Genomic DNA, 24,601 nt, shown 5'->3' with positions numbered 1-24,601 from the left:
CGTCTCCGGAGTTACGGCTGAACCTGGGCCTGGAAGAGCGCGAGGTCGGCCAGGTCGACGTCACCATCGAAATCGAAGTCGCCCACTCGGCGCGGGTCGCAGGGTTCAAAGCCGCCGAAGTCCGGCCCGGTGAAGCTGGTACTGAAACCGCCGAAGTCGGCCGGCGTCACGGCACTGTCGCCGTTGAAGTCGCCCAGGAGGGGGGGAATCGCGGGCTGCAGGCAGATCGGCACAACACAGAAGTTGCCGGCACAGTCGCTGACGAGCACCGTACCGAGTCCGGGCAGCCGTGGGTTGGCCAGCGCGACCGAGTAGCGGACGATGGCAGCGCCGGGTTCGAACGGGTCGACGTGCAGGGCGAGGTTTTGGGCGTCCGCCGCAAGCTCGATCGTACACAACCCGGTCGCCCACTGTTCGCTGTCCTCGGCCCGGCCGTCGTAGCGTTCCGGGAAGGTCGGCGAGGTGATGGTCACGGACCAACTGTCGAAGGTGCCGCGGTTGAAAACACGGGTGTCCGCGATATTCAGCGTGTAGGTGCCGGCCGCGGGGTTGCCGTCGAGGATGCTGAGGGTTGCGGGGGCCTGGGGCCGCCAATGGCCGGTAAAGGGGGCCGTGCCCGCGTTGATCGCCAACGGTGCTTCGTCATCAAGCGTGGTGTCGATGAAATCGTTTCCGGTGCTGCCGATACCGTTGAACAGCGTGATGAACGCCGGGCTCAACAGGGTGGCGCGAATGTCGCCGTCGAATCCGTGGGTGATGTTGAGTGTCAGATCGAGATCGGTCACCTGGTCGACATCCGGGACGACGATGTCGGAATTCACACCGCCGGTGTCGTTGTCGGGGATCGTCAGGGGGCCATGAGTGCTGATGTAGCGCTTCGTATGACCGATGGAGCCGGTGCAGACCGGCGCTGTCGCATCGATATGCACGAGCATGTGGCGGCGGAAGCCGATGGCATCGCGGACACGCACGTAGCCGCGACCGTTGGCGTTGGGATCCGGACGGCCGACGACGAAGTGGGCATTACCCTGGCCATCGGGAGTAACGCTCAGAAGCTGCAGGTTGCTGGACCAGGGGGCCAGCTCGACGGCGGCGATGTTGGAGTCGCTCGGGGCATCATCGCTGGCGAACCCCTCGAAGAGCTGGGTGACGGGGTTCACGACACCGGTCACCACCGGCGGATTCTGATCGGCTGTCTGCGGGGCGAGGGTCAGTGGGATGGCGCGGACGTTACCGGCGCAGTCGACCAATTCGAACGTACCGGAGCCGGGCTGGGTGGGGTCGGCCAGAGTAATGACGTAGTCGACCTCCGCGGCGCCGGGGGCGAAGTTCGCCTGGGCCAGCAGGTTGGTGCTGCCCGGGCCGATGCGAACTTCGCAGATGCCGGCCTGCGGATAGCGCTCTCGGGCGGTGCCGACGTAACGCTCGGGAGCGCCAGGGGTGATCAGGGTGGCCGTCCAACGGCGGAAGATGGAACGCGTGGTCCCCTGTTCGCGGTAGTCGCCGACATGCAGCTCCCAGAGGCCGGCGGAGGGCCGGCCTTCGAAGACAAAGAGCATGTTGTCGCGTGGGTCGGACGAGATGCCGTCGCCGATGTAATCACCGCGGCCGTCCGGTTGATGCAGTCCGAAGAACTCGATCGAGCCGAGCGCCGGTTCGAGGTGGGCGTCATCCTCAACCGGGGCATTGTCATCGAGCAGCACCCAGATGTTGTCCTTGGTGAGGCCGACACTGCCCCGCTCGGTCATGCCGACGCGGTTGAGCAGGGCGGCCATGGCGTCGTCGTGGGTAAGGGTGGCGGCGAGACGGCCGATGTCACGCGTGTTGATCATGAGATCTACGATGACCTCGGAAACGGCCATGTTGTCGGAGACGTTGACGAGGGAGGGGACGCCGATGGGATCGAACGATCCGACCTCGAGCTGGACTTCGGCGCCGAGCGTGATGTCACGTGTGACGCGACCATCATTCTCGGGCACTTCGTTGTCGGGCAGACCCGTGAGCGAGACCGGCGTTTCGCAGGTGTTTTGAGACAGATCGGTCACGATGATCGTGCCCGATCCATTCTGGGACGGGTTCACGAGCCGGACGAAGTACGCGACGGATGTGTCGCCGGGCTGGAAGTCTGCAGACAGTTCCAGCACGACATTGTCGGCATTGTTCAACTGAATCGAGGCAAGGCCGGTATTGTCCTCGGCGAAGCCGGCGAAGTACTCGGGGTTCGGGAAGCCGGCGTCGATGTCGAGTGACCAGCGAATCAGGTTGCTGCCGCCGGTGTTGCTGTTGGTGCTGTCGATGACGTTCAGCAGCCAGGTGCCGAAGACTTCGCGTCCGTTGAGCAGCGCGAGGCCGCCGGCCTCCTGCGGTCTCCAGCGGCCGGTGTAGGGCTCATCGCCGCTCAAGATGGAGAGTATGGCGGCGGCATCGTCGTCGAAGGTTGCGTCGGTCAAATTGAAAGCACTGCTGCTGCCGCGGTTGATGGTGAGCGCGATGGGTGTGCCGTCGGGATGGATGAGGTAGCAGCGCACATCGGGCACGCGCGAGGTTTCCACGGTGACGGTGACATCGACGTCCTGAATCAGGCCGGTGGCGTTGATGCGGAGATCTCCGCTGACGCCAGGGCCCGCGGGCTGGTTGTCCGGCGCGTGCAGCGGCGGGTGGCTGCTGAAGAAGGTCCGGCGGCCGGAGATCTGCACGGCGCCCCCGCAGGCGGGCTGGTCAGCGTCGATCGCGACCGCGGCGCTGGCGGTGTTGCCGGCGCAATCGGTGATGATTAGCTTGCCCGCGCCGGAGATGCTGGGGTCGAGCAGACCGATCTGGAAGACGGACGTGGGGTCGCCGGGGGACAAGTTCACGTTGAGTAGGGTGAGGTTCACGCTGCCGGCGGCTAGCGTGATGGAGCACAGGCCGCTGTCGCCCGCTGCGTTATCCGAAGCGGTGACGGTGAGCGTATCGTTGAAGAAGTCGGTCATGATGGACAGGATGACCGGATCGCGCTCCTCGAGCAGGGCGGGCGCCGCGTCATCACGGAAGATCGCGAGCTCGTAGGTGCGCCCGGGGCCGAACATGTTCGCCCGGGCACCGTAGACCTGTACGACGTAGGTGCCACTGGCGGGCGCCGTGAAAACCAGGCCCTCGGCGGGATAGTCGGGGGCCTGGCCGGGTTTCACCAGGCCAGTGTCATTGTGGCTGCTGATGAGCACATCGCCGTCAACATCGAAGACGCGCAGGCCGGCATCGGTGGCGAGCGGATGGGTCGGATCGGCCCCGCCACTGTCGCGCTCGGGGTCGCCGTCGAGCGCGAGGTAAATGCGTTCGCCGGCCTCGGCATGGAAGGCGTAGTGGTCGAGATCCCCGTTGGTCAGGAGGGTGCCGCGGAAGTAGTCCTTGCCGCTGGCGTCGGCGAAGTTGAGCGTGTCGTTCGGTTCGCATTCCAGCGCGGGGCTGCGGCCGGCCGGCTGCACGCCGTAGTGCAAACCGTAGCGGGCGAGCGTCTGGCCGGTGGCGGTGGCGACCTGCAGATAATGAGGACCGTCGACTTGCGCACTCACGCCGGCGACCGCGGAGGCGAAGGAAGACGTGCGGAAGTTGAGTGTGGCGATGGGGGAGACAGAGCCCTCGCCATCATCGTCGTCGAACTCGAGCACGCCACCGAACGGATCGAGAATCGTGAGAGTGCCCTCGATGTTGCTCAGTGCGGCGTTGCCAACGTCGAAGAGGGCATAGAGCCGGTCCCCCGCCAGGAGCGGCACTGTCCACACGTCGATGTCACCGGGGCCGACGAGCTGCCCGCCGTTGAGCAGGCCGGGGAGCAGCGGGGAGGCCTCGAACGGGAAGTTGTTCGGCTCCACCTCGGTGATCCCCCAGTTCGAGGCGTGATCGACGAGCAGCGTGTACTTGGCGTCGGGGAGCGACAGGGTGCCGCTGTCCACGACCACGTAATAGGTGGTGTCGAAATCGAGCGTTACGACGATGGTTTCGGATTGGCGCAGCGTGCTGGAAGTGTGGCTCGCAGCGCCGAGGCAGCCGAACGGGAAGAACGGGGGGCACGAATCGACGATGTAGAGCAGGCCGTTCCAGGCCTGCCCATGGGGCACCAGCGAGAATAGGTAGTCGCCGGCATCGGAAGGATTGGGACCGGTGGTGAAGGTATAGACGTGGTCGGGACCGGGCAGGAACGTAGGGCCTGTGTCGACGATGGCGCAGCGCCCGGTACCAGGTACGAAGGTGATGTTGTTACTGGCACCTGTCAGCGTGCCGACAACCGCCGTAGGCAACGTGTTCGGAATGAAGCCCGGAGCGGCGCAATGGTACGGCCCGGCGCTGGGCGCCTGGGTTACGACCAGCGTGAACTCGAATTCCTGGGCTCGCGGAGCAATCTCGGCGCTGTCGACGACAATCAGGTATTCGACACCCGCGGTGAGCGTGGCGACGACCGTATCGGCGACGTCACGGCTGTTGGCATCGGACCCGGCGATAAAGATGCCGCTGCCGGCCTCGAGTACGTAGACGCACAGGTTGGGTATCGGAACCGTCCCGCCCGAACTGGCGTACACGGGCACCTCGACCCACGGAATCATGGTGATCCAGTGGTTGCCGGTGGTGGTTGGGGTGAAACGGTAGAAGACATCCGGGCCAGGCACCGACGGCAGGTTGCCGAGGGTCGTTGTGCCGATCGAATTGGTGCCGCGGACATTGGAGCCCGTGACAATCACCGGCGCAGCGCCGAGAATCTCAGCGGTGGCGGCCGTGTCGTTCGGGGGTGGTGGGTAAGCCGCGAACGCGCTGATACCGGTGGTGGCAAGGAGAACGAGCGCGGCGGTCACGACACCGACGCGCGCACGACGCGCTGTGCTGACGAGCATGAAATGGCTCCTTCCTCTGTAGCGGGCTCAACGGGGCGCGCGACATGCGGGCGAATCCTGCGAGTTCGTGTGGAACCGGTACCCCACCGGCCGTATGCACGTGCCTCGCGATGCCTGGTGTTGGCGGTGTGCCCGTGCCTGACGTCGCCTCCTCGACGCCCGTTCCCATTCGCAGTAGACCAGATGCGCCGGCGTGAGTCAACGCGAAACCACCAAGGTTTTGATTGAAGCCCGGGTGCGCCGGAAGTACACTGCGACGTGGAGGAGTGGCAGACAGAGAGGCGCGACGCGCGGGTGGCGGGGCAGTATGCGAATTGCAAGCACCGCTGAGCGGGTGGCGTGCCGTTCGGGACGCCAAGGGTAGCCATGTCCGATAGTTCGGGACCGCAAAGTGCCTGCGGCTCGGTGACGACTACCGTACCCGACCGAGGTAACGATGGAGATCACAGCATGAGCAGTGGAGTTTGGCCTGCACGGTGCGCCCCGACGGGGCTCTTGTCTTGGGTGCTGGGGGTGGTCTGCACGGCGGTGTTTGCTGGCGCCCCGGTTCATGCTTCCGACGCTGCGGTTCCGCCTGAAACGGGCTTGTTCTTCCACGATGTTCACGGTGTCTGGCATGTCACGCCCGCCGGTGATGAGGTGCTGGTCGCGCTGCGGCCGGGGACGTGGGTGCGAAATCAACGGCCAGCGTTTCTTGGGCAGCGCACGGCGGCCGAAGATCTGCCTGAACATGTCGCGGAATTGGAACTAGGGATGGAGCAGCGCGGGCTGTTCGTGGTGCGTGGTCCGCTAGCGTCACAGGATTGGGCGCGACATCGCGAGGTGGCGTGGGTGCTGCCGGTGCTGTACCCGAGCGAGGGTGGGGTGCCATTTTACTTGACGAATGAGGTGGTGGCCGGTTTCCGCCCCCAGGTGACAGAGGACGAGGTCCGGGCACTGGCAGACGAGCTGGGCTGCGATGTGAAGCCCCTGGCGCGCGGCAACCACCGCTATCTGTTGGTGGTGCGCGACACGCAGGCGGTCTTTCCACTGGACGTGGCAAACGCGGTGCACGCCCGTGAGGATCTTGCGCTGTATGCGCATCCCGATTTCTTCGTACCGAAGGTCCGCTTCGGCAGTGGCCCGATTCTGGACCCGCTGTATGCGCTCCAGTGGCACCTCGACGGAGACGAATTCAAGGGGGCGGCGGCCGGCAGTGATATCAACGCGGAAGTGGCCTGGGACAGTGGGAACGGCCCGTTCGCGCTAGGGCGGCCGGAGGTGCGCGTCGCGATCATCGACGACGCGGTCCAGAGAATGCATCCGGACCTGTTCCCGAACTGGGCGACAGGGCTGAACCTCGACGTCGATCCACCCACGGACGATCCCAGCCCGAACTCGGGCCAGAGCCACGGGACGGCTTGCGCGGGCGTCGCGGTAGCCGCAGCGAATGCGCTCGGTGTGCGCGGGGCCGCGCCGCACTGCGGGCTGATCGGCATCAAGTTCTTCAGCGCGCCGCTGAGTGCGACGGCCGATGCGTACTACTTCGCGATCGATCCGAACAATGACGGCGATCACAGTGATGGCGCCACGGTGTTGAGCAACTCCTGGGGCTTCGCCAGTGGGACGTTCGCACCGGCCGACATCGTGACGGCGATTCACACGGCCGCGAGCACCGGCCGCAACGGCAAGGGGGCGCTGGTATTGTTTGCGGCGGCAAACAGCGCGCACACGGTGAACGGAGTCTCGGCGCTGGCGCAGCTGCCGAGTGTGCTGGCGATTGGCGGCTCGAACAGTCATGCGGAGCACACGGAATTCAGCGATGTGGGGCCGGAGGTGGCGGTGGTCGCGCCGACGAATGATCGCGGCACGGACGGCGTGCGGCGCCCCTGGCTCGACATCACGACGACCGACCTGATGGGCAGTTCGGGCTATAACGGGTTGCCGGACCTGGACTACACGAACGCGTTCGGCGGAACGAGCTCGGCCACGCCACTGGCTGCGGGCGTGTTTGCGCTGGTGGTTTCGCAGGATCTAACCATGTCCGCGGCGCAGGCCCGGGCGATCGTGCAGCGGACGGCAGTGCGGCTGGACGAACCCTACGGGCGATTCGACGGAATCACCGGCCACAGCCACCGCTTCGGGTTCGGCAAGGTGGACGCGGGGGCCGCGGTGCATGCGGCGCTGGCGGGGATCCGTTGGCCGGACCGCATTCGGGCGCTGACGGCGTCGGCCGCGGGCAGCGCGAATAGTCTGGTATGGACGTCGCCGTCCAACGACTACGCCGGTAGTCTGTTGGTGCGGTCGAGCGTCCCCTTCGCGTGGATGCCGACGGATGGCGAGACGTATGAGGTGGGAGCGGAGGTGGCACCGGGTGTGACGGTGATCTACAGCGCGCCCGGAGGAGCGTATGTGGATGCCGGGGCGGACAGCGGGGGTTTCTTCTACGGCGTGTACCCTTACAGCGCCACCGCACGCTATGGCTTTGGAGCCCGGGCCCACGTGCTGCGGGATGCCGTCACGCTTTTCGCCGACAACAGTGAGATTCCCGACCCGGGTTGGACCACGGGCGGAGCGCAAAACGAGTGGACCCGCGGTATTCCCACGTCGTCGCAGGGAGTATTTACGCAGGCGATTCTCGGCAGCGGCCCGCTGGCCGGGCTGAACGGACTGCGTGCGATCGGTGGGAACAATTGCTGGGGTACGGATCGCGCCGCCAATTACAACGCCAATGCGAATGCCTGGCTGCAGACGCCGCTCATGAACTTGACGGGGGTGACCCGGCCGGTGTTCCTCGAGTACTGGGACTGGTGCCTGCTCGAGACTCCGTACGACACCTGCTTCGTGGAAGTGGTCGATGCGGATGACCAACTGCTGGGCGTGCTCGATGCGGACACCGGCGGGGACTACGACTGGACGCTGCGGGTGTACGATCTGACACCCTTCGCCGGTCAGCCGGTCAAGGTGCGGTTCCGGCTGCAGGCGGACGAGCTTCTGCAGCGTGACGGGTGGTTCATCGACGATGTGCGCATCGTGGTGGCGGGCAGCGGGGAATTGCCGCCGGTGGCGCGACCACTCTACCGCGAGACGCCTGCCCAGACGGAGGTTGCAACGCTGCTGCGGGCGAGCGACCCCAATCCGGGTGATGTGCTGACGTATGAGATCACGCAGTTGCCCGCGCATGGGCAGTTGCGCGATCCGAACGCCGGCCCCATTACGAGCGTTCCGTATACGCTTTCAGCGGGTGGAGCGATCGTGGCATACACTCCGGCGACGGGGTATGAAGGCCCGGATGTGTTCCTGTACCGGGCCTTCGATGGCGGGCTGCATTCGAATGCGGCGCCGGTGCGGGTTTCCGTCGGCACGCCGCAGGTGGCGTACGACTTCCCGCTCCAGACGAATCCGGGCTGGCTCACGGAGGGCCTGTGGGCCTACGGCCAGCCGCAGGGGAATGCCGGCGATCCGGTCACCGGGTACACCGGTGCGCGGGTCTATGGTTACAACCTCGCCGGTGCGTATACGAACGACATGCCCCCACGGAGTCTGACGACTCTGCCGCTGAATTGCACGGGTTTATCACGGGTGTCGCTGCGTTTCGCGCGCTGGTTGACGGTGGAATCGGCCAGTGCGGACGGTGCGAGCATCGAGGTTACCCACGACGGCGTCCACTGGCACACGGTCTGGAACAACCCGACCGGCAACCTGATCGACACAAGCTGGAACGTTGTAGAGTACAACATCGCGGCGGTGGCCGACGAGCAGTCGTTCGTGCAGGTGCGTTGGGTGATGGGGCCGACGAACCGGACGAACGTATTCGGCGGCTGGAACGTGGATGATGTGCAGGTTCTCGCGATCGGAACGCCACAGGAGAACCAGGCCCCGTTTGCGCAGGCGGTTCACGTCTCCACGCCGCGCGACGTGGAGGTGTCGGTCGCGCTGGCTGCGATCGACGCGAACCAAGATCCGCTGGTCTATGAGCTAGTGTCGCTGCCGACCGTGGGTATGTTGCGGGAGCCGGGCGGCCCACCGCTCGAGGTGGCCCCGGTGAACCTGGCAGGGGCGGCGCTGCTCTATACACCGGAGCCGGGCTTTGTGGGGGATGCGACTTTCACCTACCGCGCGCGTGATGGATTGCTGGACTCCAACATCGCGACGGTGACGGTCCAGGTGCTGGCCGCGGCCCCCTTCCCGTTCGAGGAGGATTTCGAGGCGGGCCCGCCCTTCGCACCGTATTGGTATCCGGTGAGCACGGCGACCGGGCGCATTCGACTGACGACGCTGGACGGTCCGCTCGGCAACTACCATGCGACCATGGACACTTCGTACGCGGGCACTTTCAGTCTGAATGAGCTGACGCTGGTGGTCGATCTGTCCGGCGCATCATTTGTACGGCTGGCCTACGACTGGAAGAACTTCGCCGACGAAGTGCACCCGTTGCCCGCCACGTGGACGGGGTCGTTCGAAGGGGATGGCGTTGCGATCAGTGCCGACGGGAATACGTGGTACCGTATCGCGGATTTCACGGGTGCGACGAACTTCGTCTGGAACACGACGCTGATCGACCTCGACCAGGCCGCGGCGGCCGCGGGGCTGGTGTACCACGACACGTTCCGTATTCGCTTCCAGCAATACGACAACCAGCCGATCCCGTCGGATGGAATCGCGCTTGACAACATCCGGCTGATCCAGGGGACCAGCGATCCGGTCATCAGCACGGCGACGCTGCCGCCGGCGCGCTTGGACCTCCCGTACGGGCCGGTCGCGGTCGAGGTGCTGGGCGGCGACCCGCCCCTGGCATTCGAGGTGCGCCCGATCTACGTGGAGGAACCGCTCGGGGCGAATCTGTTTACACCTTCAGGTGTGCCGCAGGGCTGGATCGGCGGCAACGAGGTGTTCGACTACACGCTGCCTTTCGCCTTCCCGTTCTACGGTTTCTGGTACACGGAAGTGAAGATCGCGATCGACGGTTGGATCAACTTCGGCCCGTTCGTTGGATCGGCGTTCAACAACAGCACGGCGCTGCTGGCGGCAAATCGGAGAATCGCGCCGTTGTGGGACAATTTGCGCACCGATCAGGGCGGTGATATCTACATCGATGAGAGCGTGCCTGACCAGGTGACGATCACATGGGTGGCGGTCACGCACACGGGCTTCTTCCCGTGCGAGTTCAGTGCGACGCTGTACGCGGACGGCCGTATCCGCTTCGACTATGCGGCCGGCAATTCCAACCTGACACCGACGATTGGCGTATCCGCCGGTGACAACGCGCGGTATGCGTTGTCGGCGTACGACGGTGCGGCGGCACTGTCGGCGGTCGACTCCGTTGAGTTTGACCTGTCACGTCTGCCATCGGGCGTGAGTTTGTTACCGGATGGCACGCTGTTTGGAACACCCACGGAAACGGGGCGCTTCAAGCCGCTGTTACGGGTCACGGACAACTCGGGTCGAACGGATGCGCGGTTGCTCGTTCTGCGGGTGGTTCCCGACTTGTTCGGTGACGCGGACACCGATGGGGATGTGGATTTCGACGACTTCGAGTTGCTCGTATTTTGCATGGATGCCGCCCCGCGACCGCCGTGGTGCATCGAGTTTTTCGACGGTGACGGTAACGGCACGGTGGACTTGGCGGACTTCGCCCTTTTCCAGGTGGGCTATACGGGGCCGTTGCTGCCCTAATGCCACTTGCGGAGGCGGTTCAGCCGTCGAAGCCGAGACGGTTACGCAGAATGGCGACGACCGCCAGTGCGACGGGTACGCCCAGTGCGAGCGTTCCGCAGACCAGCCCCGTCAGGGCGCGCCCGGCCCCGCGCCAGGGTCCGGGGTCGCGTCGGATCGTGCGGCGTGCGCGCCGGGCAAGCACGATCGCACTGAGGGCGAGGATGACCGCTGTGGCCATCGCGCCTAGCGCGGCGAAGCCCGCGTAGGCGGCGGCGGCCGGCGCCGGTTTGTCCGGACCGAAGGACGCCACATCAAAATTGGCGCTGAGCCATGCGAGTAGAGCCAGCACGGCCGCCCAGGCGACCAGACTGCCGAGCCCGCAACCCATGGCACCCGTAGCGCCCGGCATGGGGCGTGGGTGCTCCGCCGCCGTGGTGGCGGAAATCTGTGGGTTGGACAGAACAAGGTTTTCCGCCCTTGCATCGGGGATGGGTGGTGCGACCTCACCCGGGCTGTCCGCGTCCGGGGTAACGGGCCGGTCGGACACGATCTTGCCATCGCGCATCTGGATGATGCGGCGCGTCTGTTGGGCGATGTCGGGCTCGTGGGTGACGATCACGACGGTCACGCCCAGACGATTCAGCTCGTGGAAGATCGCCATGATCTGTTCGCCGGTGCGTGTATCGAGGTTGCCAGTGGGTTCGTCCGCGAGGAGCAGGGGTGGATCGTTGACAATGGCGCGAGCGATGGCGACGCGTTGGCGCTCGCCGCCGGAGAGCTCGTTGGGTTTGTGCGTGGCCCGATGCGTGAGACCCACCCGCTCGAGGGCCCGCCGGGCGGGTTCACGGGTACTGCCGAGCCGCGCGTAGAAGAGCGGGACGGTCACATTCTCCAGGGCGGTGGTGCGGTTGATCAGGTTGAACGTCTGGAAGACGAAACCGATCTCACGGTTGCGCACCTTGGCAAGTTCGCGGTCGGAGAGGCGGCTGACATCACGGCCATTGAGCACATAGCGGCCGGAGTTGGGTCGATCGAGGCAGCCGAGCAAGTGCATCATGGTGCTCTTGCCGCTGCCAGAGGCCCCGGTGATGGCGACAAACTCACCGCGCCGGATCGTGAGGTCGACCCCGTCCAGCGCGCGGACGATGGTATCACCCATCCGATACAGCTTCGTCAGGCCGCGCACTTCGATCAGGTTCAAGCCGCCGCGCTCCTGGGTCTGCCCGCCCGGGGCCGTTGCTGCTGCCGATTGGGATGCGGTCACCGTCGGCATCACCGATCGGCCGCCCGCCGCGGCAGCCGGGTGTAAATCTCGGTATCAGGTTCGAGGGGGAAATCACTGAGCACTTCGAGCACCTCCGTGAACTCGCCGTCGGTGATGCCGAAGCGGCAGGGGACAAACTTCTCCTGCCAGCGCTCGCCGGAGCCCTGCTCGCCGGGAACCTTCACATACACGCCCCGCTGCGTCTCGAGCGTCATCACCGCTTCGGCGGGGACCTTCAAAGCGTCGCGCACGAACTCGACGGTGAACTCGACCTGGGCCTGTGCGCCGAGGGCAACTTGAAGCGTTGCGCATCGGTGATTTCGACATGCACGTCGAATTGAATGACGGACGAGCCCGGATTCAAGCGTCCCTGCGGCTCGACCCGGATGATGCGGCCTTCGAAGATCTCGTCGGGGAAGGCATCCACCGTGATCTGCACGGTACCGCTGCGGGTGGTCATTTGGGCGGCATTCTGTTCCGCGGCGTTGCGCAGGTTGGGCATCTCGGGCAGGGCTTCGGTCGGTGACACGTTCAGCACGCGGCCGTAGTGGGCCTCATCCAGTTTGGCAACGACTTTCTTGGTGGACACATCCGCATAACGGAGCAGCACCGTTCCGCCCGTGAAGCCCTGCGTGGCGGACTGTACCAGCATGCCGGTCTTGACGTAGACATCGGTGACGATCCCCGAGCCCGCGGCGAGGACGGTGGTCTTGCGCACGCGCTCCTCCGCGTCTTCCCAGGATTTGCGGGCGGATTCGACCAGGGCTTCCTGCGACAGTACGGCCGCCCGCGTATCTTCCAGGGACAGCTCTGCGGAACGTACGGCGACTTCCGCGCGTTTGACCTGCGCCTGGCTCATTTCGTCCCGGGCGCGGAGATCGTTCTGTTCGCGCATGCTGTAAGCCGGACGGGCGCGGTCGTCACCCGCAGCCGCCCGGCGCTCGGCGGCCGCGACGTTCTCTTCCATCTCGTCGCGGGCAAACTTCGCGACGCGCGCCTGTGCGACCAACTCGGCAAGCTGGTGGCGCGCCGTCTCGATATTGGCTTCGGCCTGCTGCACGGCGACGCGGGCCTGTTTCAGGATGGCGTCGGCGCGGTCGAGATCGGCCTTGGCCCGGTCACGCATACGCTCTTCATCAGCCGGATCGAGCACGACGAGGGGCTGATCCTCCTGTACGAAGCGTCCCTCAACGACGGTGACGTCGATAATGCGGCCAGAGGCCTCCGACTTCACCTCGATGATTTGTGCGGGCTGGATCAGGCCGGGTGCCCCGATGGGTACCTGGATGTCACCGCGCTCGACCTTGGCGAACTTCGGCTGCGCCCACACCGGGGTCAGAGTCTGCTGGCGCGCCACATACCACACGCCGCCGACCAGCGCCAGCACCATCACGAGCCCGAGCCACTTGTTCATATCAGCTCAACTCTCAAGCTTGGCATGTTCCCTTGCACGGTGCCAACCAGGCATCCACACGGTGGGGATGCCGGCCGCGGGGGCTGCCAGACGGATAGGCGGCGTGAGCGCGGTCATCCGCGGCGCCGCCGCCCCTGATCCTAATTCGCCCGGTAGGGCACGAAGGGCAAATCGAACGCCTCGGCGACCGGTGCGTAGGTGATCTTGCCCTGTACGATGTTCAAACCCGCTGCCAGTCCCGGATCGGCGGTGCAGGCCGCTTCCCAGCCACGATTCGCGAGGCGGGTAAGGTATGGGATGGTAGCGTTCGTCAGGCCGAACGTGCTCGTGCGTCCGACGGCACCCGGCATGTTCGCCACGCAGTAGTGGACGACGCCATCGACGATGAAGATCGGATCCTTGTGGGTGGTTGGGCGGGTGGTTTCACAGCATCCCCCCTGGTCGACACTGACGTCAACAAGCACGGAGCCGTTCTTCATCGTCCGCAGGTATTCGCGTTTGACGAGATACGGTGCCTTGGCGCCCGGGATGAGCACCGCGCCGATGACGAGATCCGCCATGACCAAGTGGCGCCGGACGGCTTCGTCCGTGCTGAATACAGGTGTCACGTTCGCCGGCATCACGTCGTCGAGATAACGCAGCCGGTAGAGATCGATATCGAGAATGACCACGTTCGCGCCCAGCCCGGAAGCGAGCTTCGCTGCGCAGGTTCCCACGATCCCACCACCCAACACGAGCACATTGGCGGGTTCCACCCCTGGAATCCCACCGAGCAGGATACCTTGGCCCTCCATCGGCTTTTCAAGGAACTTGGCCCCTTCCTGAATGCTCATTTTCCCGGCGACTTCGCTCATCGGAGCGAGCAAGGGCAGCCGCCCCTGGCGATCCTCGATCGTCTCGTAAGCGATCGCGATACACCCGGAATCGCGCACGCCCTCTGTCAGTGCGCGGCTGGCCGCGAAGTGAAAGTAGGTGAACACGACCTGGTTCGGGCGAATCCGGGGAATCTCCTCCGCGAGGGGTTCCTTGACTTTGCAGATCAAGTCACTGCGCTGCCAGACCTCAGCCGCCGAGGACACGAGCTCAGCCCCGTACTTCCGGTAATCCTCATCAGGGATACCCGAACCGACCCCCGCGCCCTGTTCAATCACGACGGTGTGCCCCCCTTTTTTCAATTGCTCGACGCCGGCCGGAACCACCGCGACGCGATACTCGTCCGCCTTAATCTCTTTGGGTACGCCGATGATCATTCGGGCAACTCCTGCAAGGGCATGATCCGGTCGATAGTTCTCACGATCTGTGGAGCCGCAACCTTCATGACATTACGGACACTCGGGTTCGCCCGCAAGCAACGCCGTGCAACGCCTGTCGAAACGTGTGGTCCGCGGCGCGTGACGCTGGGGTGCGCCGCGGTGGTCACGCTTGTGGTGGCCGGCTGTGCCGCGCCCCCCACCCGTACCGTCGCGCTGGGAACACTCCGCGCGGCGCCCGCGCAGCCCTGTGAGAACCGGTTCGCCGTGGCGTCCGACCCGGTGGGGTTGCGGGCCCTGTGCCGGCCGCTGGGAGAGCGATTTGGGGTCTTCGAGATCCGCTCGCGCCAGGATTGGAATGCCCTGTTGCGTGTGGTGCCCGAACTCGGGCTGCGGTTGCCGTGGTCGCGTGAGGCCGTGGTCGCAATTGCTTGCTGGGACGGCACACCGCTCGATGGGGGTTGGCCGGTGGAATTGCGATCCTTCCGTCTGCACGAAGGGCTGGGGCTGGTGTCGGCCCAGTTCCACGGAGGCACATTTATGCCGGACGGTACGGCCCGCGTGGTGGTGGCGCCGGTGCCGGGGCTACGGCGCCTGCTGGCTGTCGAGGTCGGCGGGACGGTCTACGCGACCACGCCCTGATCAGGAAGGTGGGTTTCGGCCTCTTCGTCCGGTCTACTCGGCCAGCCACGCGCGCATGCGGTCGGCGTTGTCGATCAACCAGCGGACTTTCCGCTCGATCATCGTCAGGATGCCGAAACCGGGCAGCCGGCCGAAGGAACCCGTCACCGCGATCGGCAGGGCGGCCTCAGCGATCAGGGCTTCGATCATCAGTTCGGGCAGAATGCGGCGCGGTTCGCGCGGAACGTGCAGGATGGATTGATAACCGGCGAGGAAACGCCGCATGCGCGATTCATCAAAGAAATCCGGCCAATCCTGCGGTGGGGTGGTGCCGCGCAGGATCGAAAACTGCAACATGCCATACGCCAGGTCGATGAGTGGCGGCTGCAGGCGGGCGGCGTCGAAGTCGAGCACCGCTACGACGCGTCCGTGACGAAAAAGCATGTTCCCCGGATGCCAATCCCCGTGGATGATGGTCGGTGGCCACTTGGCGAAACCCGCCGCGACGACCACGTCAGACGCGATATCGTAGTGTTCGTAGAGGCGCTGCGTCATCCCGAGCAGTTCGGCTTCGTGGCCCATGACGGAATCGTGGCCGCTGGTGACCGTGGGAATGGCGTTCAGGCCGGCCCGGACATTGGGGGCGTCGTGGTAACTGCCGGCCGGGGGCTTCCAGGTGGTTTCGAAATCGGTGACCGCGCGATGGTAGCGGGCGAGCGTGTGACCGGCCCGCTGGGTTTGCTCGAGCGAGTTGTCGCAGCGCTCGCCCTCGACGAACTCGAAGAGCTCGTAGACGTAGCCGCGAAGCTGGAGCAGAGAGTTGTGTTCATCGCAGGTGCCGACCAGGGCCGGGACCGGAAACTGGCCGGCGTGCAGATGCCCGATCAGGGCATGGGCAAAGGCCACCTTGAAGGGATCGTCGCGGCCGTGGGCCCGGCGTTTGAGCAGATAGCGGCCGCGGGGGGTTTCGAGCAGGAGCTTGGGGGATTTTCGCGAGCCGCGGCTGAATTCCTTGGCACTGCGGATCACGCCGACGTTGTAGTGGCTGAGCACCTCGGCGAGTTCGTCGTGAGCGAAACGTTCACGTTCAGACATGCGATGGTTCAATCATTCGGTACATTGCGGTTGGGACCGGCCGGCAGCCGGCGGCACCATGTAAGTCCGGACAGGTGCCACGTTACGCACAGTGTAGCGGTTCAACCGCTCGACTACCCAGCCACCCGACCTGCGAACGGTGGCGGGCGGACCTTCGCATGCGTACAGTGGCCGCGGCAGCACCGGCGCGCGATCCCTGTTCAGGACTTGGGGATCGATTATAGCAAGACGGCCGCAAGGGAGCTGGCGTGTGCAGCGAGCGGCGAACCGGCGCCAGCGCGGGTACACTGTCCTGGTTGGCCCGATCGACACATCGACCCGTCGAACAGCCGTAGGATCCAACTGCCCAAACGAGAAAGCGAGGCGTGCATGAGCCGCTTGCAGCGCGGAATGATCGTGGTTGTCACCGGAGTGCTGGCCGTGGGGTGGGCGGAGGCACAGTCGCGGAGTGGAGCATTCCCCGGCTACGGCATTCTTCCCAAGGAGGACACGGGTGCCCTGCGGTTTCTGCAGCAGCATCCGGAGTATGACGGGCGCGGCGTGGTGGTGGCCATATTCGATACGGGCATCGACCCCGGGGCGCCCGGCCTGCAGACGACGCCGGACGGGCGGCCCAAGATCGTCGATGTGGTGGACGGGTCCGGCAGTGGGGACGTGGCGACCACCAAGGTTGTGCGGGCCGAGGGCGGCTTCATCACGGGGCTAAGTGGCCGCAAGCTGAAGGTGGGTGCGGACTGGGTGAACCCGAGCGGGGAGTACCGCGTGGGTCTGAAGGCCGGCTACGAGTTGTTTCCGCGCGAGCTGGTCGGGCGGCTGAAGGCGGAGCGCCGCAAGACCTGGGATGAGCGGCAGCGCGCGTTGGTCACGGCGCTGCGGCGCGAGATCGAAGCGTGGAAAAACGCCAACCCCAGTCCGACGGCCGAGCAGGCGAAGGAACGTGACGATCTCGAACTGCGTCTCAGCCAGTTACAGGAGGTCCAGCAGGGATACGAGGATCCGGGGCCGGTCTACGACTGCGTGGTATTCCACGATGGCAGCGTGTGGCGGGCGGTCATTGACACCGATGAAGACGGGGATCTGACGAACGAACAGCGGCTGACGAACTTTCGACTCGAGCGGCAGTACGGCACCTTTGGTGCTATCGACCTGATGAACTTCGCGGTGAACATCTACAACGATGGTGCCGTGCTTTCGATCGTCTGCGACAGCGGGGCACACGGTACACACGTTGCCGGGATCGTCGCCGCGTACTTTCCCGAGCAGCCGGAGCTCAACGGTGTTGCGCCCGGTGCGCAACTTGTGTCGGTGAAGATCGGCGACACGCGGCTCGGTTCGACTTCGGTCGGTACGGGCGAGATTCGCGGTGTGGTGGCCGTACTCCAGAACGGCTGCCAGCTCATCAACATGAGCTATGGCGGGCCGACGGCGGATCCGGACAGCGGGCGGACGATCGAAATCTACTCGGAGCTGGTGAACCGCGACAACGTGATCTTCGTCGCGAGCGCGGGCAACGAGGGTCCGGCGCTCTCCACGGTGGGATCACCCGGCGCGACGACCGAGGCGCTGTTCGGCGTCGGTGCGTACGTATCGCCGGACATGATGGCCGTGCAGTATTCGATGCGGGCAACCGTCGCCCCGATCCAGTTCACCTGGTCTTCACGCGGGCCGACCTACGATGGCGCCCTCGGAGTGGTCTTCAGTGCGCCGGGTGCGGCGATTGCGCCGGTTCCCAACTGGGCGTTGCAGCGGAATATGCTGATGAACGGCACGTCCATGGCGGCGCCGAATGCCTGCGGCAACATCGCCTTGTTGCTCTCGGGCCTGCTGGCGCAGGGCCGCGACTGGACACCCGGTGAAATCCGCCGTGCCTTCGAGAACACCGCCGTGGATGTCCCCGGGGTGGAACGCTTTGCACTCGGGGCGGGTTTGATCCAGGTGGACCGTGCGTACGAGTACCTGGCGCGCTACGGGTCGGCGGCGGATCGCGATGTGCGTTTCGATGTGCGCGTGACGACGCGTGGCGACGCGCGGGGCATTTACCTGCGGGAGCCGGAGGAGGTAAATCGTCCGCACGAAGCGCGGCTGACGATCACGCCCGTGTTTCACGAGGATGCGGACAACCAGCGTCGCGTGGAGTATGAGCTGCGGTGCCGACTGGAGAGCACCGCCCGGTGGGTCGAGTGCGCCGAGCACCTGATGGTCATGCACGGCGGCCGGCGACTCGATGTACGAGTCGATCCGACGCGGCTCAGTCCGGGGGTGCATTATGCCGAAATTCGTGGTTTCGACGCCGCCGATCCGCAGCGCGGTCCGCTGTTTCGCGTGCCCATCACCGTGATTCGACCGCACGCGCTGCCCGCCGGGGGTGTGACCTGGCGCGAGCGACTGGTGTTCGAGGCGGGTCAGATCGAGCGGCGGTTCCTGGCGGTGCCGGAGGGCGCCACGTGGGCGGATGTGCGTGTGCGGCGCGTGGATGACGAGGAGCGCCGACTGGTGATTCTGCACACGGTGCAGCTCGTGCCCGGCGAGGCGTATACCCAGCACGAGTTGCAGGAGTACCTGCCACTCGGTCCCGGGGCGGATGAAGTCCGCAGTCTGGCGGTGACCGGTGGTCGCACACTGGAATTGTGCCTGGCGCAGTTCTGGTCGTCACTCGGAGCGTGCGAGCTCGACGTTGAGGTGAGCTTCCATGGGCTGCTGCCCGATGCGACCGCAGTGCTTGTGGATGGTGCGACCATGGGCACGCCGGTGCGGGTTGTGGCGACGCTTGCGCCGGAGCGGTTGGGACCGAAGAACACGCTCGACACACTGCGGAAGGTGTTGCGACCGGTCGAGGCGCAAGTGCGTACTCTTGATGGTGAGCGCGACAAGCTGAACCGTGAAAGGCAGATCTATGAGCTGGTGCTGACCTACCAGTTCTCGCTGGATGCCGCGCTGGAAGTGACGCCGCGCGTGGCGATGACCGACGTGCTGGAGTACGAAGATACCTGGTGGTCGCAGATCTCGATGATCTTCGATGCCGGGAAGCGCTGGATCACGACCAACACCAGTGATCCGGAACCGGTAAAGCTTGAGAAGGGTGACTACACCGTGCGCTTCCACGTGCGGTACGACGACCTCGCCGCGCTGAAGAAACTCGAGGATCAGCCGCTGCTGCTCGATCACAAGCTCGCATCGCCGGTCCGGCTGCCCATGGTCGGAGATCCGGATCAATTGCTGCTGGGCGGGGCATTGCGGCCGCAGTCGCTGGCGCGGGGCGAGTGGGCGACGTTCTGGTTCGGCACCCTGGCGAGCGAAGCACTGCCCAAGGCGGCGGCGCCCGGGGATCGCCTGCTGGGTCACTTCACGCTCGGAGCGCAGGATGAGGCCCTGCCGGGACTGGGCCATCGGCCGGGTGGATTTCCTCTGACCTACATCGTGGCACCGCAGCCAGTTCCGGCGAAACGTGCGCCGGAGGCGGACGAGGACGAGCCGGCTGCGACCGAGCGCTATGCGGAGGCGCTGCGGGCCTTCAAGCTGGAACAGTTGGCGAAGTTCCGCGAGGCGGCGGACGCGGTCTTGTTCGATCGCATCGCGGCGGAGTTGCTGGCGGCCAAGGCGGATGACCTCGGTGTGCTCGTCGAACAGCTCAAGCGGGCGGACGAGCGCCGCAAGGAGGATCCGCAAGGGGTCATTGCGGCAGCGGACCGTGTGTTGGGTGCAATCGACGCGACGGCCCTGGCCGCGCATTTCGGTACGCAACCCGACCCCGAGGACCAGGCGGCCGGCAAGGTGCGCAAGGAGATGGAAGCGCAGAAAGGTGCGCTGGTGGCGGCGCTGTTCCGCAAGGCGCGGGCGACGCACCTCCGGGCGGAGCAGGCCGGGTCCGATGCGACGACGGCTCCGGCACGGACGGAGGCGGCGGCGCTGTTCGAACGCACGTGGCTCGAGCTGCAGAAATGGACCGACACCACCTCAGAGGAGTATCTCACGATGCATGTGCAGCGTGAGATCGAACGTGGCCGGCTCGGAGCGGCGCTCGAGCGGATCACGGCACAGATCGAGAAGCAGCCGACACGGAAAGAGTGGTACACGCTGCGGCGCGACCTGTACGAGCGGCTGGGCTGGGCCCATTGGCTCGAGTACGAGGAGCGCTGGGAGTGGCTGCGTTTCCCGCCGGAGTGGCCGTTGTTCTGAACGAACGAGCGGCCCGGTCGCTCCGCCACCCAGGCCGCAGGGGCCGGCCTGGCCGCGTCACGCGGGGCTTGAGGTTGAACGGCGCTGTACGGGTTCCCCCCTGTGATCCGTGCCGTTATCCTCGCGCCTGCGGGGTCAGGGCCCAAGCGCCCGCGGCGAACGGATCGCGTCCCTGGAGGTGCACGGACAATGTCAGTACTGGTTACGGGATCCATTGCGTATGACACCATCGAGACGCCGACGGGTCGTGCCGAACAGGCCCTCGGCGGCTCGGCGGTGTACTTTCCGCTTGCGGCTGCCATCTTCGCGCCGGTGCGCGTGGTGGGTGCGGTGGGTGCGGATTTCGACATGGAACTGCTGCGGCCGCTGAAGGTGAAGGGTGTTGATCTCAGCGGGATCGAAGTGCGGCGCGGCAGCAAGACGTTCCGCTGGCATGGGCGCTACGCCGGTGCGATGAACGAAGCGGAGACCGTAGACGTCCAGCTCAACGTGCTGGCGGAGCGCGGGGCGCCGCTGCCGGCGGTTTTCGCGGACAGCCGCTACGTATTTCTCGCGAACACGCATCCGGCGCTGCAGCGTGAATTTGCGGCACAGTGCACCCAGGCCGAGCTGATCGTCTGCGACACGATGAACCTGTGGATCCAGAATGAGCCGGAGGAACTGCGGAAAACACTCGCCGTGGTTCACGGCCTCGTGCTGAACGAGGGGGAGGCCCGCCTGCTGACCGGCGAGACACACCTCGTGAAAGCCGGACGGACGATTCTGAAGATGGGGCCGCGGTTCGTCATCGTGAAGAAGGGGGAGAACGGCAGTCTGCTCGTGACACCGGAAGAGCTTTTCCTGATGCCGCCGTACCCGACGGAGAACGTCGTGGACCCCACCGGCTGTGGCGACAGTTTTGCGGGGGGAACGGTGGGCTACCTCGCGAAGCTCGGGCGGCATGACCCGGCGGCGCTGCGCTCGGCCATGGCCCGCGGCTCGGTGGTGGCTTCGTTCGTGCTGGAGTCATTCTCCATCGACGTGCTCAGCCGGGTGACAGAGGCCGATGTGGAGCGGCGGCTGCAGGAGCTGGCCGTACTGACGCGGTTCGACTGAGGCGGCGATCATGCGGACCTTCATCGCGGTCGAACTGACGCCGGTTGTGCGGAGGCCGCTTGTCGCGGTGCTGACGGAGTTGGCGGCGCAGCGCGGTGCTGTGAAATGGAGCCGCTCGACACAGTTGCATATCACGCTCAAGTTTCTCGGTGAAGTGCGGGACGAGACGCTGGCGACGGTGTGTGCAGCGGTGCAGCAGGCGGCCGCCAGCGTAGCGCCGTTTGCGCTGCGGCTGGCGGGGCTCGGTGTGTTCCCCGCAGCGGCAAACCCGCGCGTGCTATGGGCTGGCGTGGAGGATCCGGGGGAGGGTTGCCGCCGGTGGGTGGCGGCCGCGGATGTGCTGTTTGATACTCTGGGCTTTCGGCCGGAGACGCGACGCTACAGCCCGCATGTGACGCTGGCGCGGGCTCGTTCCTCGGCGGGCGCCGCGGTTCTGCGGCGGATCCTCGCGGCGCCGCCCGCACTGGTGACGCCGTCGATGGATGCCCGCGAAGTGGTCATCTACGAGAGCGTGCTGGCGCCGGGTGGGCCGGAGTACAAGGTGCTGGCCAGGGCGGCGTTGGGAGGCGGGTAGGCCGCGCGGCCGGCGTGGAGGAGCGCGAGATGGCGGCGCCACTCAATGAGCTGGTACGGTACGTGGAATCGGCCGAGTCGCCTGACCGGGCGGAGTTCACGACCGAGGAGCGGCGAGTACTGGCGGAGATCCACGCCCGCGTCGGGGCGCATGCGACTCTCGAGGAATTGCTCGACTGGTTCGCAGAGCGAACCCGCGCGCTGAGCCCCTGCGATCGCTATTCGCTGGCCTTTCTCGAAGACGACGGCGCGCGGCTGGTTTCGCGTTATACGCGGGCGTTTTATGAACCGTTGCGGCTGCGCACCGGGTATGCCGAGGATGTCGGCGTGGGTACCCTGCCGGAGGTGCTGGCGCGGGGTGTGCCGCGGATCATCACGGATCTCGCCGCGTACGCCGTGCATCGGCCCGCAAGTCACTCCACTCGCTTGCTCGTGCAGGAAGGGGTGCGCGCCAGCATGACCTGTCCGCTGAAGGTCGATGGTCGTATTGTCGGCCTGCTGTTTCGCAGTGCCCGCACACCCGACGCGTACGCGCTCCACCATGTGCGGCTCCAGTTGGCGCTGACCGAGCGCCTGAGCCAGGCGATCGAGAAGACCTGGCGCATCGCGCAGCTCGAGCGGGCCAACCGGGCCTATCTTGAATTGCTTGGCTTCGTCACGCACGAGTTGAAGAGCCCGGTGGCGTCGATGCTGGTCGAAGCGCGGTTGCTGCTCGAGGGCTACGTCGGAGAGCTGACGGCGGACCAGCGTCGCCGCATCGAGAAGCTGGCGGCGAAGGGGGAGCACCTGCTCGGGCTCGTGCATGACTACCTGGCGCTGGCCCAGATCGAGGGGGCGGAGCTGAAGCTGCGGCGGAAAATCGGCGTGGATTTTCTGACCGACGTAGTGCAGCCGGCCAGGGACATCGTCGCACCGCAGGCGGATGCGCAGGAGATGACGATCGAGGTGCAGACGGAGGGCCTGCTGCCGTCGGTGGAGGTCGATCCGCAGTTGTTGCGGGTCGCCCTGGTGAACCTGCTGGGTAACGCGGTGAAGTATGGGCGCCGGGGTGGCGATATCCGGGTGACGGTCGTACACGCAGGTGACCGGCTACGCACCACCGTCTGGAACGAGGGGCTCGGTTTCACGACGGAGCAGCGTGAGCAGCTCTTTCGACGCTTCGTCCGGCTGGACTCGCCGGAGCATCGCCAGCGTTCGGGCACGGGTGTCGGGCTCTACACTACGTGGCGCATCGTGCGGCTGCACGGCGGCAAAATCGACGCGCGCAGCGCACCGGGGCAATGGGCGGAGTTCGACTTCGAACTGCCCCTGGGGCCGACCGTGCCGGTGCCTTGAGGACGGTGAGAGCCCGCGCCGCCGCCCCCCGGCGCGGGTCTACCAGTCGCGCTCGACGGGGGGCTGCCGGGCGGCCTGGCGACGGGCGAGTTCAGCGCGGCGGGCGCGCTCGGCATCGCGGACGAGTTGCAGCAGCCGCTCCGCCTGTTCCGGTGTGAGTTGGATCGGCCGCGCGGTCTGCGGCTGTCCGTCCGGTGCATCGCCCTGTGGTTCGGCAGCCTCGCCCTGCTGGCCATCAGCGTCCGCGGGGTTTGCATCTCCGGCTGATGTGTCTGGAGACTCCGAGCCGGCCTCTCCAGGGGTGGGCGAGTCCTCCGGAGTACCGCCGGGCTCATCCTGTGACTGCGTTCCGCCGCCGTCCGGTGACTCGGGGACCTCACCCGGGCTTTCCGTCGGCTTGGGGTTCGCGTCCCCGGGTTGGGGGGCTCCGTTCTCGCCCGCTTGGCCGGATTCACTTTCCTGTTGTTCGGGAGTTTCCTGCTCGGTGCGTTGTTGCTGATTCTCATCGGGCTGAGCACCGCCGGAGGGGTCCTCTTCGGCAGACTGTTCGGAGTCCCCCGCCTCCTGTTGTTCCTCCTGCTGCTCGCGTTCTTCCGGCGATTCGTCACCGTTCTCCGCCGGCTCACTCTCCTGCTGACAGTATTCGTCGTACTCCGCCTGCAACGCCGTCCGCAGTTGGGCGGCCAACTCGAGATTCGCCCGCGTGTCTTCAAGCGTGGGATTGAGCAGCACCGCCTCGCGGAAAATGCGCACCGTCGAGCCGAGGGTTGTCACGGCGGTCCTCAGCACTTCGCACCGTTCGGGTGCTCCGGGTGGTGCCGCTGCGAGTTCGGCCAGCACACCGTAGTAGGTGCAGGTGCCGAGGTTGTAGACGGCGATCGCTTCCTGCCGCGCGTCGCCGGCCGCAGCGCGGGCCTGTTGCCAGAGTGCGCCGGCCGCCTCGTGAGCCCCGGTTCGGAAGAGTGCGATGGCGCGGTTGTGGACAAGTTCGAAGGGCTGACCCTCGGGCCAGGTTGCAGCGGCGCTGGCGTAGGCCTCCAGAGCGGCGGCGGGATCTCCCGAAGCAAGGGCCTGGTTGCCACGGAGCAGGTGGGCACGCGCAGCAGAGAGGTCGCGTGGCGGGGTGGTCGGCGGGATGGGACCGGCACTGCACACGCTGGTGAGTGCGAGGACGAGGAGGATGGTGAAACGCGCCCGGTGCATCCGGCTTTCCACGACGCACGTAGCAGGTCGTGGCGCGAAACTGGCTGCGCGCTGGAGTGAAGGTTGGCACGAG

At 66.0% G+C, this 24,601-nt stretch carries 13 protein-coding genes; 6 read left to right on the top strand and 7 right to left on the bottom strand.

The genetic code is table 11. The features are described from left to right. Window positions 1–11: 11 nt before the first annotated feature. A complete protein-coding gene (locus IPM18_05290) occupies window positions 12–4,865 on the bottom strand; it encodes a proprotein convertase P-domain-containing protein (GenBank protein ID MBK9119006.1) in 4,854 nt (1,617 codons plus the stop codon). 450 nt (window positions 4,866–5,315) lie between these two features. Here IPM18_05290 and IPM18_05285 point away from each other — a divergent pair, with 450 nt between their 5' ends. Beyond that, complete coding sequence (locus IPM18_05285) at window positions 5,316–10,520, top strand: S8 family serine peptidase (protein MBK9119005.1); 5,205 nt, start codon at window positions 5,316–5,318, stop codon at window positions 10,518–10,520. Window positions 10,521–10,539: 19 nt separating this feature from the next. On the opposite strand, the gene IPM18_05280 is transcribed toward IPM18_05285, so the two are convergent. The 4 genes from IPM18_05280 to ald form a co-directional block, all read right to left on the bottom strand. Beyond that, window positions 10,540–11,661, bottom strand: coding sequence for an ABC transporter ATP-binding protein (locus IPM18_05280; GenBank protein MBK9119004.1), 1,122 nt, complete (start codon window positions 11,659–11,661; stop codon window positions 10,540–10,542). A gap of 113 nt (window positions 11,662–11,774) precedes the next feature. Next, entirely contained in the window at window positions 11,775–11,981 is a 207-nt protein-coding gene (locus IPM18_05275; protein ID MBK9119003.1) for a hypothetical protein, read from the bottom strand. A gap of 20 nt (window positions 11,982–12,001) precedes the next feature. Next, window positions 12,002–13,180 (bottom strand): hypothetical protein, encoded by a 1,179-nt coding sequence (locus IPM18_05270; protein ID MBK9119002.1) that lies wholly within the window; start codon window positions 13,178–13,180, stop codon window positions 12,002–12,004. Between the two features lie 140 nt (window positions 13,181–13,320). Beyond that, a complete protein-coding gene (gene ald / locus IPM18_05265; protein ID MBK9119001.1) occupies window positions 13,321–14,430 on the bottom strand; it encodes an alanine dehydrogenase in 1,110 nt (369 codons plus the stop codon). Window positions 14,431–14,496: 66 nt separating this feature from the next. Here ald and IPM18_05260 point away from each other — a divergent pair, with 66 nt between their 5' ends. Next, window positions 14,497–15,072 (top strand): hypothetical protein, encoded by a 576-nt coding sequence (locus IPM18_05260; GenBank protein MBK9119000.1) that lies wholly within the window; start codon window positions 14,497–14,499, stop codon window positions 15,070–15,072. A 33-nt stretch (window positions 15,073–15,105) separates the two neighbouring features. On the opposite strand, the gene IPM18_05255 is transcribed toward IPM18_05260, so the two are convergent. Then, the gene (locus IPM18_05255) at window positions 15,106–16,146 is read right to left on the bottom strand and encodes a phosphotransferase (protein MBK9118999.1); all 1,041 of its coding nucleotides are present in this window, start codon (window positions 16,144–16,146) and stop codon (window positions 15,106–15,108) included. 369 nt (window positions 16,147–16,515) lie between these two features. On the opposite strand from IPM18_05255, the gene IPM18_05250 reads away from it, so the two are divergent. The 4 genes from IPM18_05250 to IPM18_05235 all read left to right on the top strand — a co-directional run bounded on the left by IPM18_05250 (window position 16,516) and on the right by IPM18_05235 (window position 23,325). Then, a complete protein-coding gene (locus tag IPM18_05250) occupies window positions 16,516–20,322 on the top strand; it encodes a S8 family serine peptidase (GenBank protein MBK9118998.1) in 3,807 nt (1,268 codons plus the stop codon). Window positions 20,323–20,511: 189 nt separating this feature from the next. Further along, window positions 20,512–21,417, top strand: coding sequence for a sugar kinase (locus IPM18_05245; GenBank protein MBK9118997.1), 906 nt, complete (start codon window positions 20,512–20,514; stop codon window positions 21,415–21,417). A gap of 10 nt (window positions 21,418–21,427) precedes the next feature. After that, on the top strand, window positions 21,428–21,991 hold the full coding sequence (thpR, locus tag IPM18_05240) for an RNA 2',3'-cyclic phosphodiesterase (protein MBK9118996.1): 564 nt from the start codon (window positions 21,428–21,430) through the stop codon (window positions 21,989–21,991). Window positions 21,992–22,020: 29 nt separating this feature from the next. Further along, entirely contained in the window at window positions 22,021–23,325 is a 1,305-nt protein-coding gene (locus IPM18_05235) for a GAF domain-containing sensor histidine kinase (GenBank protein MBK9118995.1), read from the top strand. A 39-nt stretch (window positions 23,326–23,364) separates the two neighbouring features. Here the strand turns inward: IPM18_05235 and IPM18_05230 are convergent, their stop codons facing one another. Beyond that, window positions 23,365–24,528, bottom strand: a complete 1,164-nt coding sequence (locus IPM18_05230) for a hypothetical protein (protein ID MBK9118994.1) — start codon at window positions 24,526–24,528, stop codon at window positions 23,365–23,367. Window positions 24,529–24,601 lie beyond the last annotated feature (73 nt).

The organism is Phycisphaerales bacterium (genome assembly GCA_016716475.1).
Taxonomy (GTDB): Bacteria; Planctomycetota; Phycisphaerae; order UBA1845; family Fen-1342; genus JADJWG01.
This window is presented reverse-complemented; position numbering and strand designations above follow the sequence as displayed.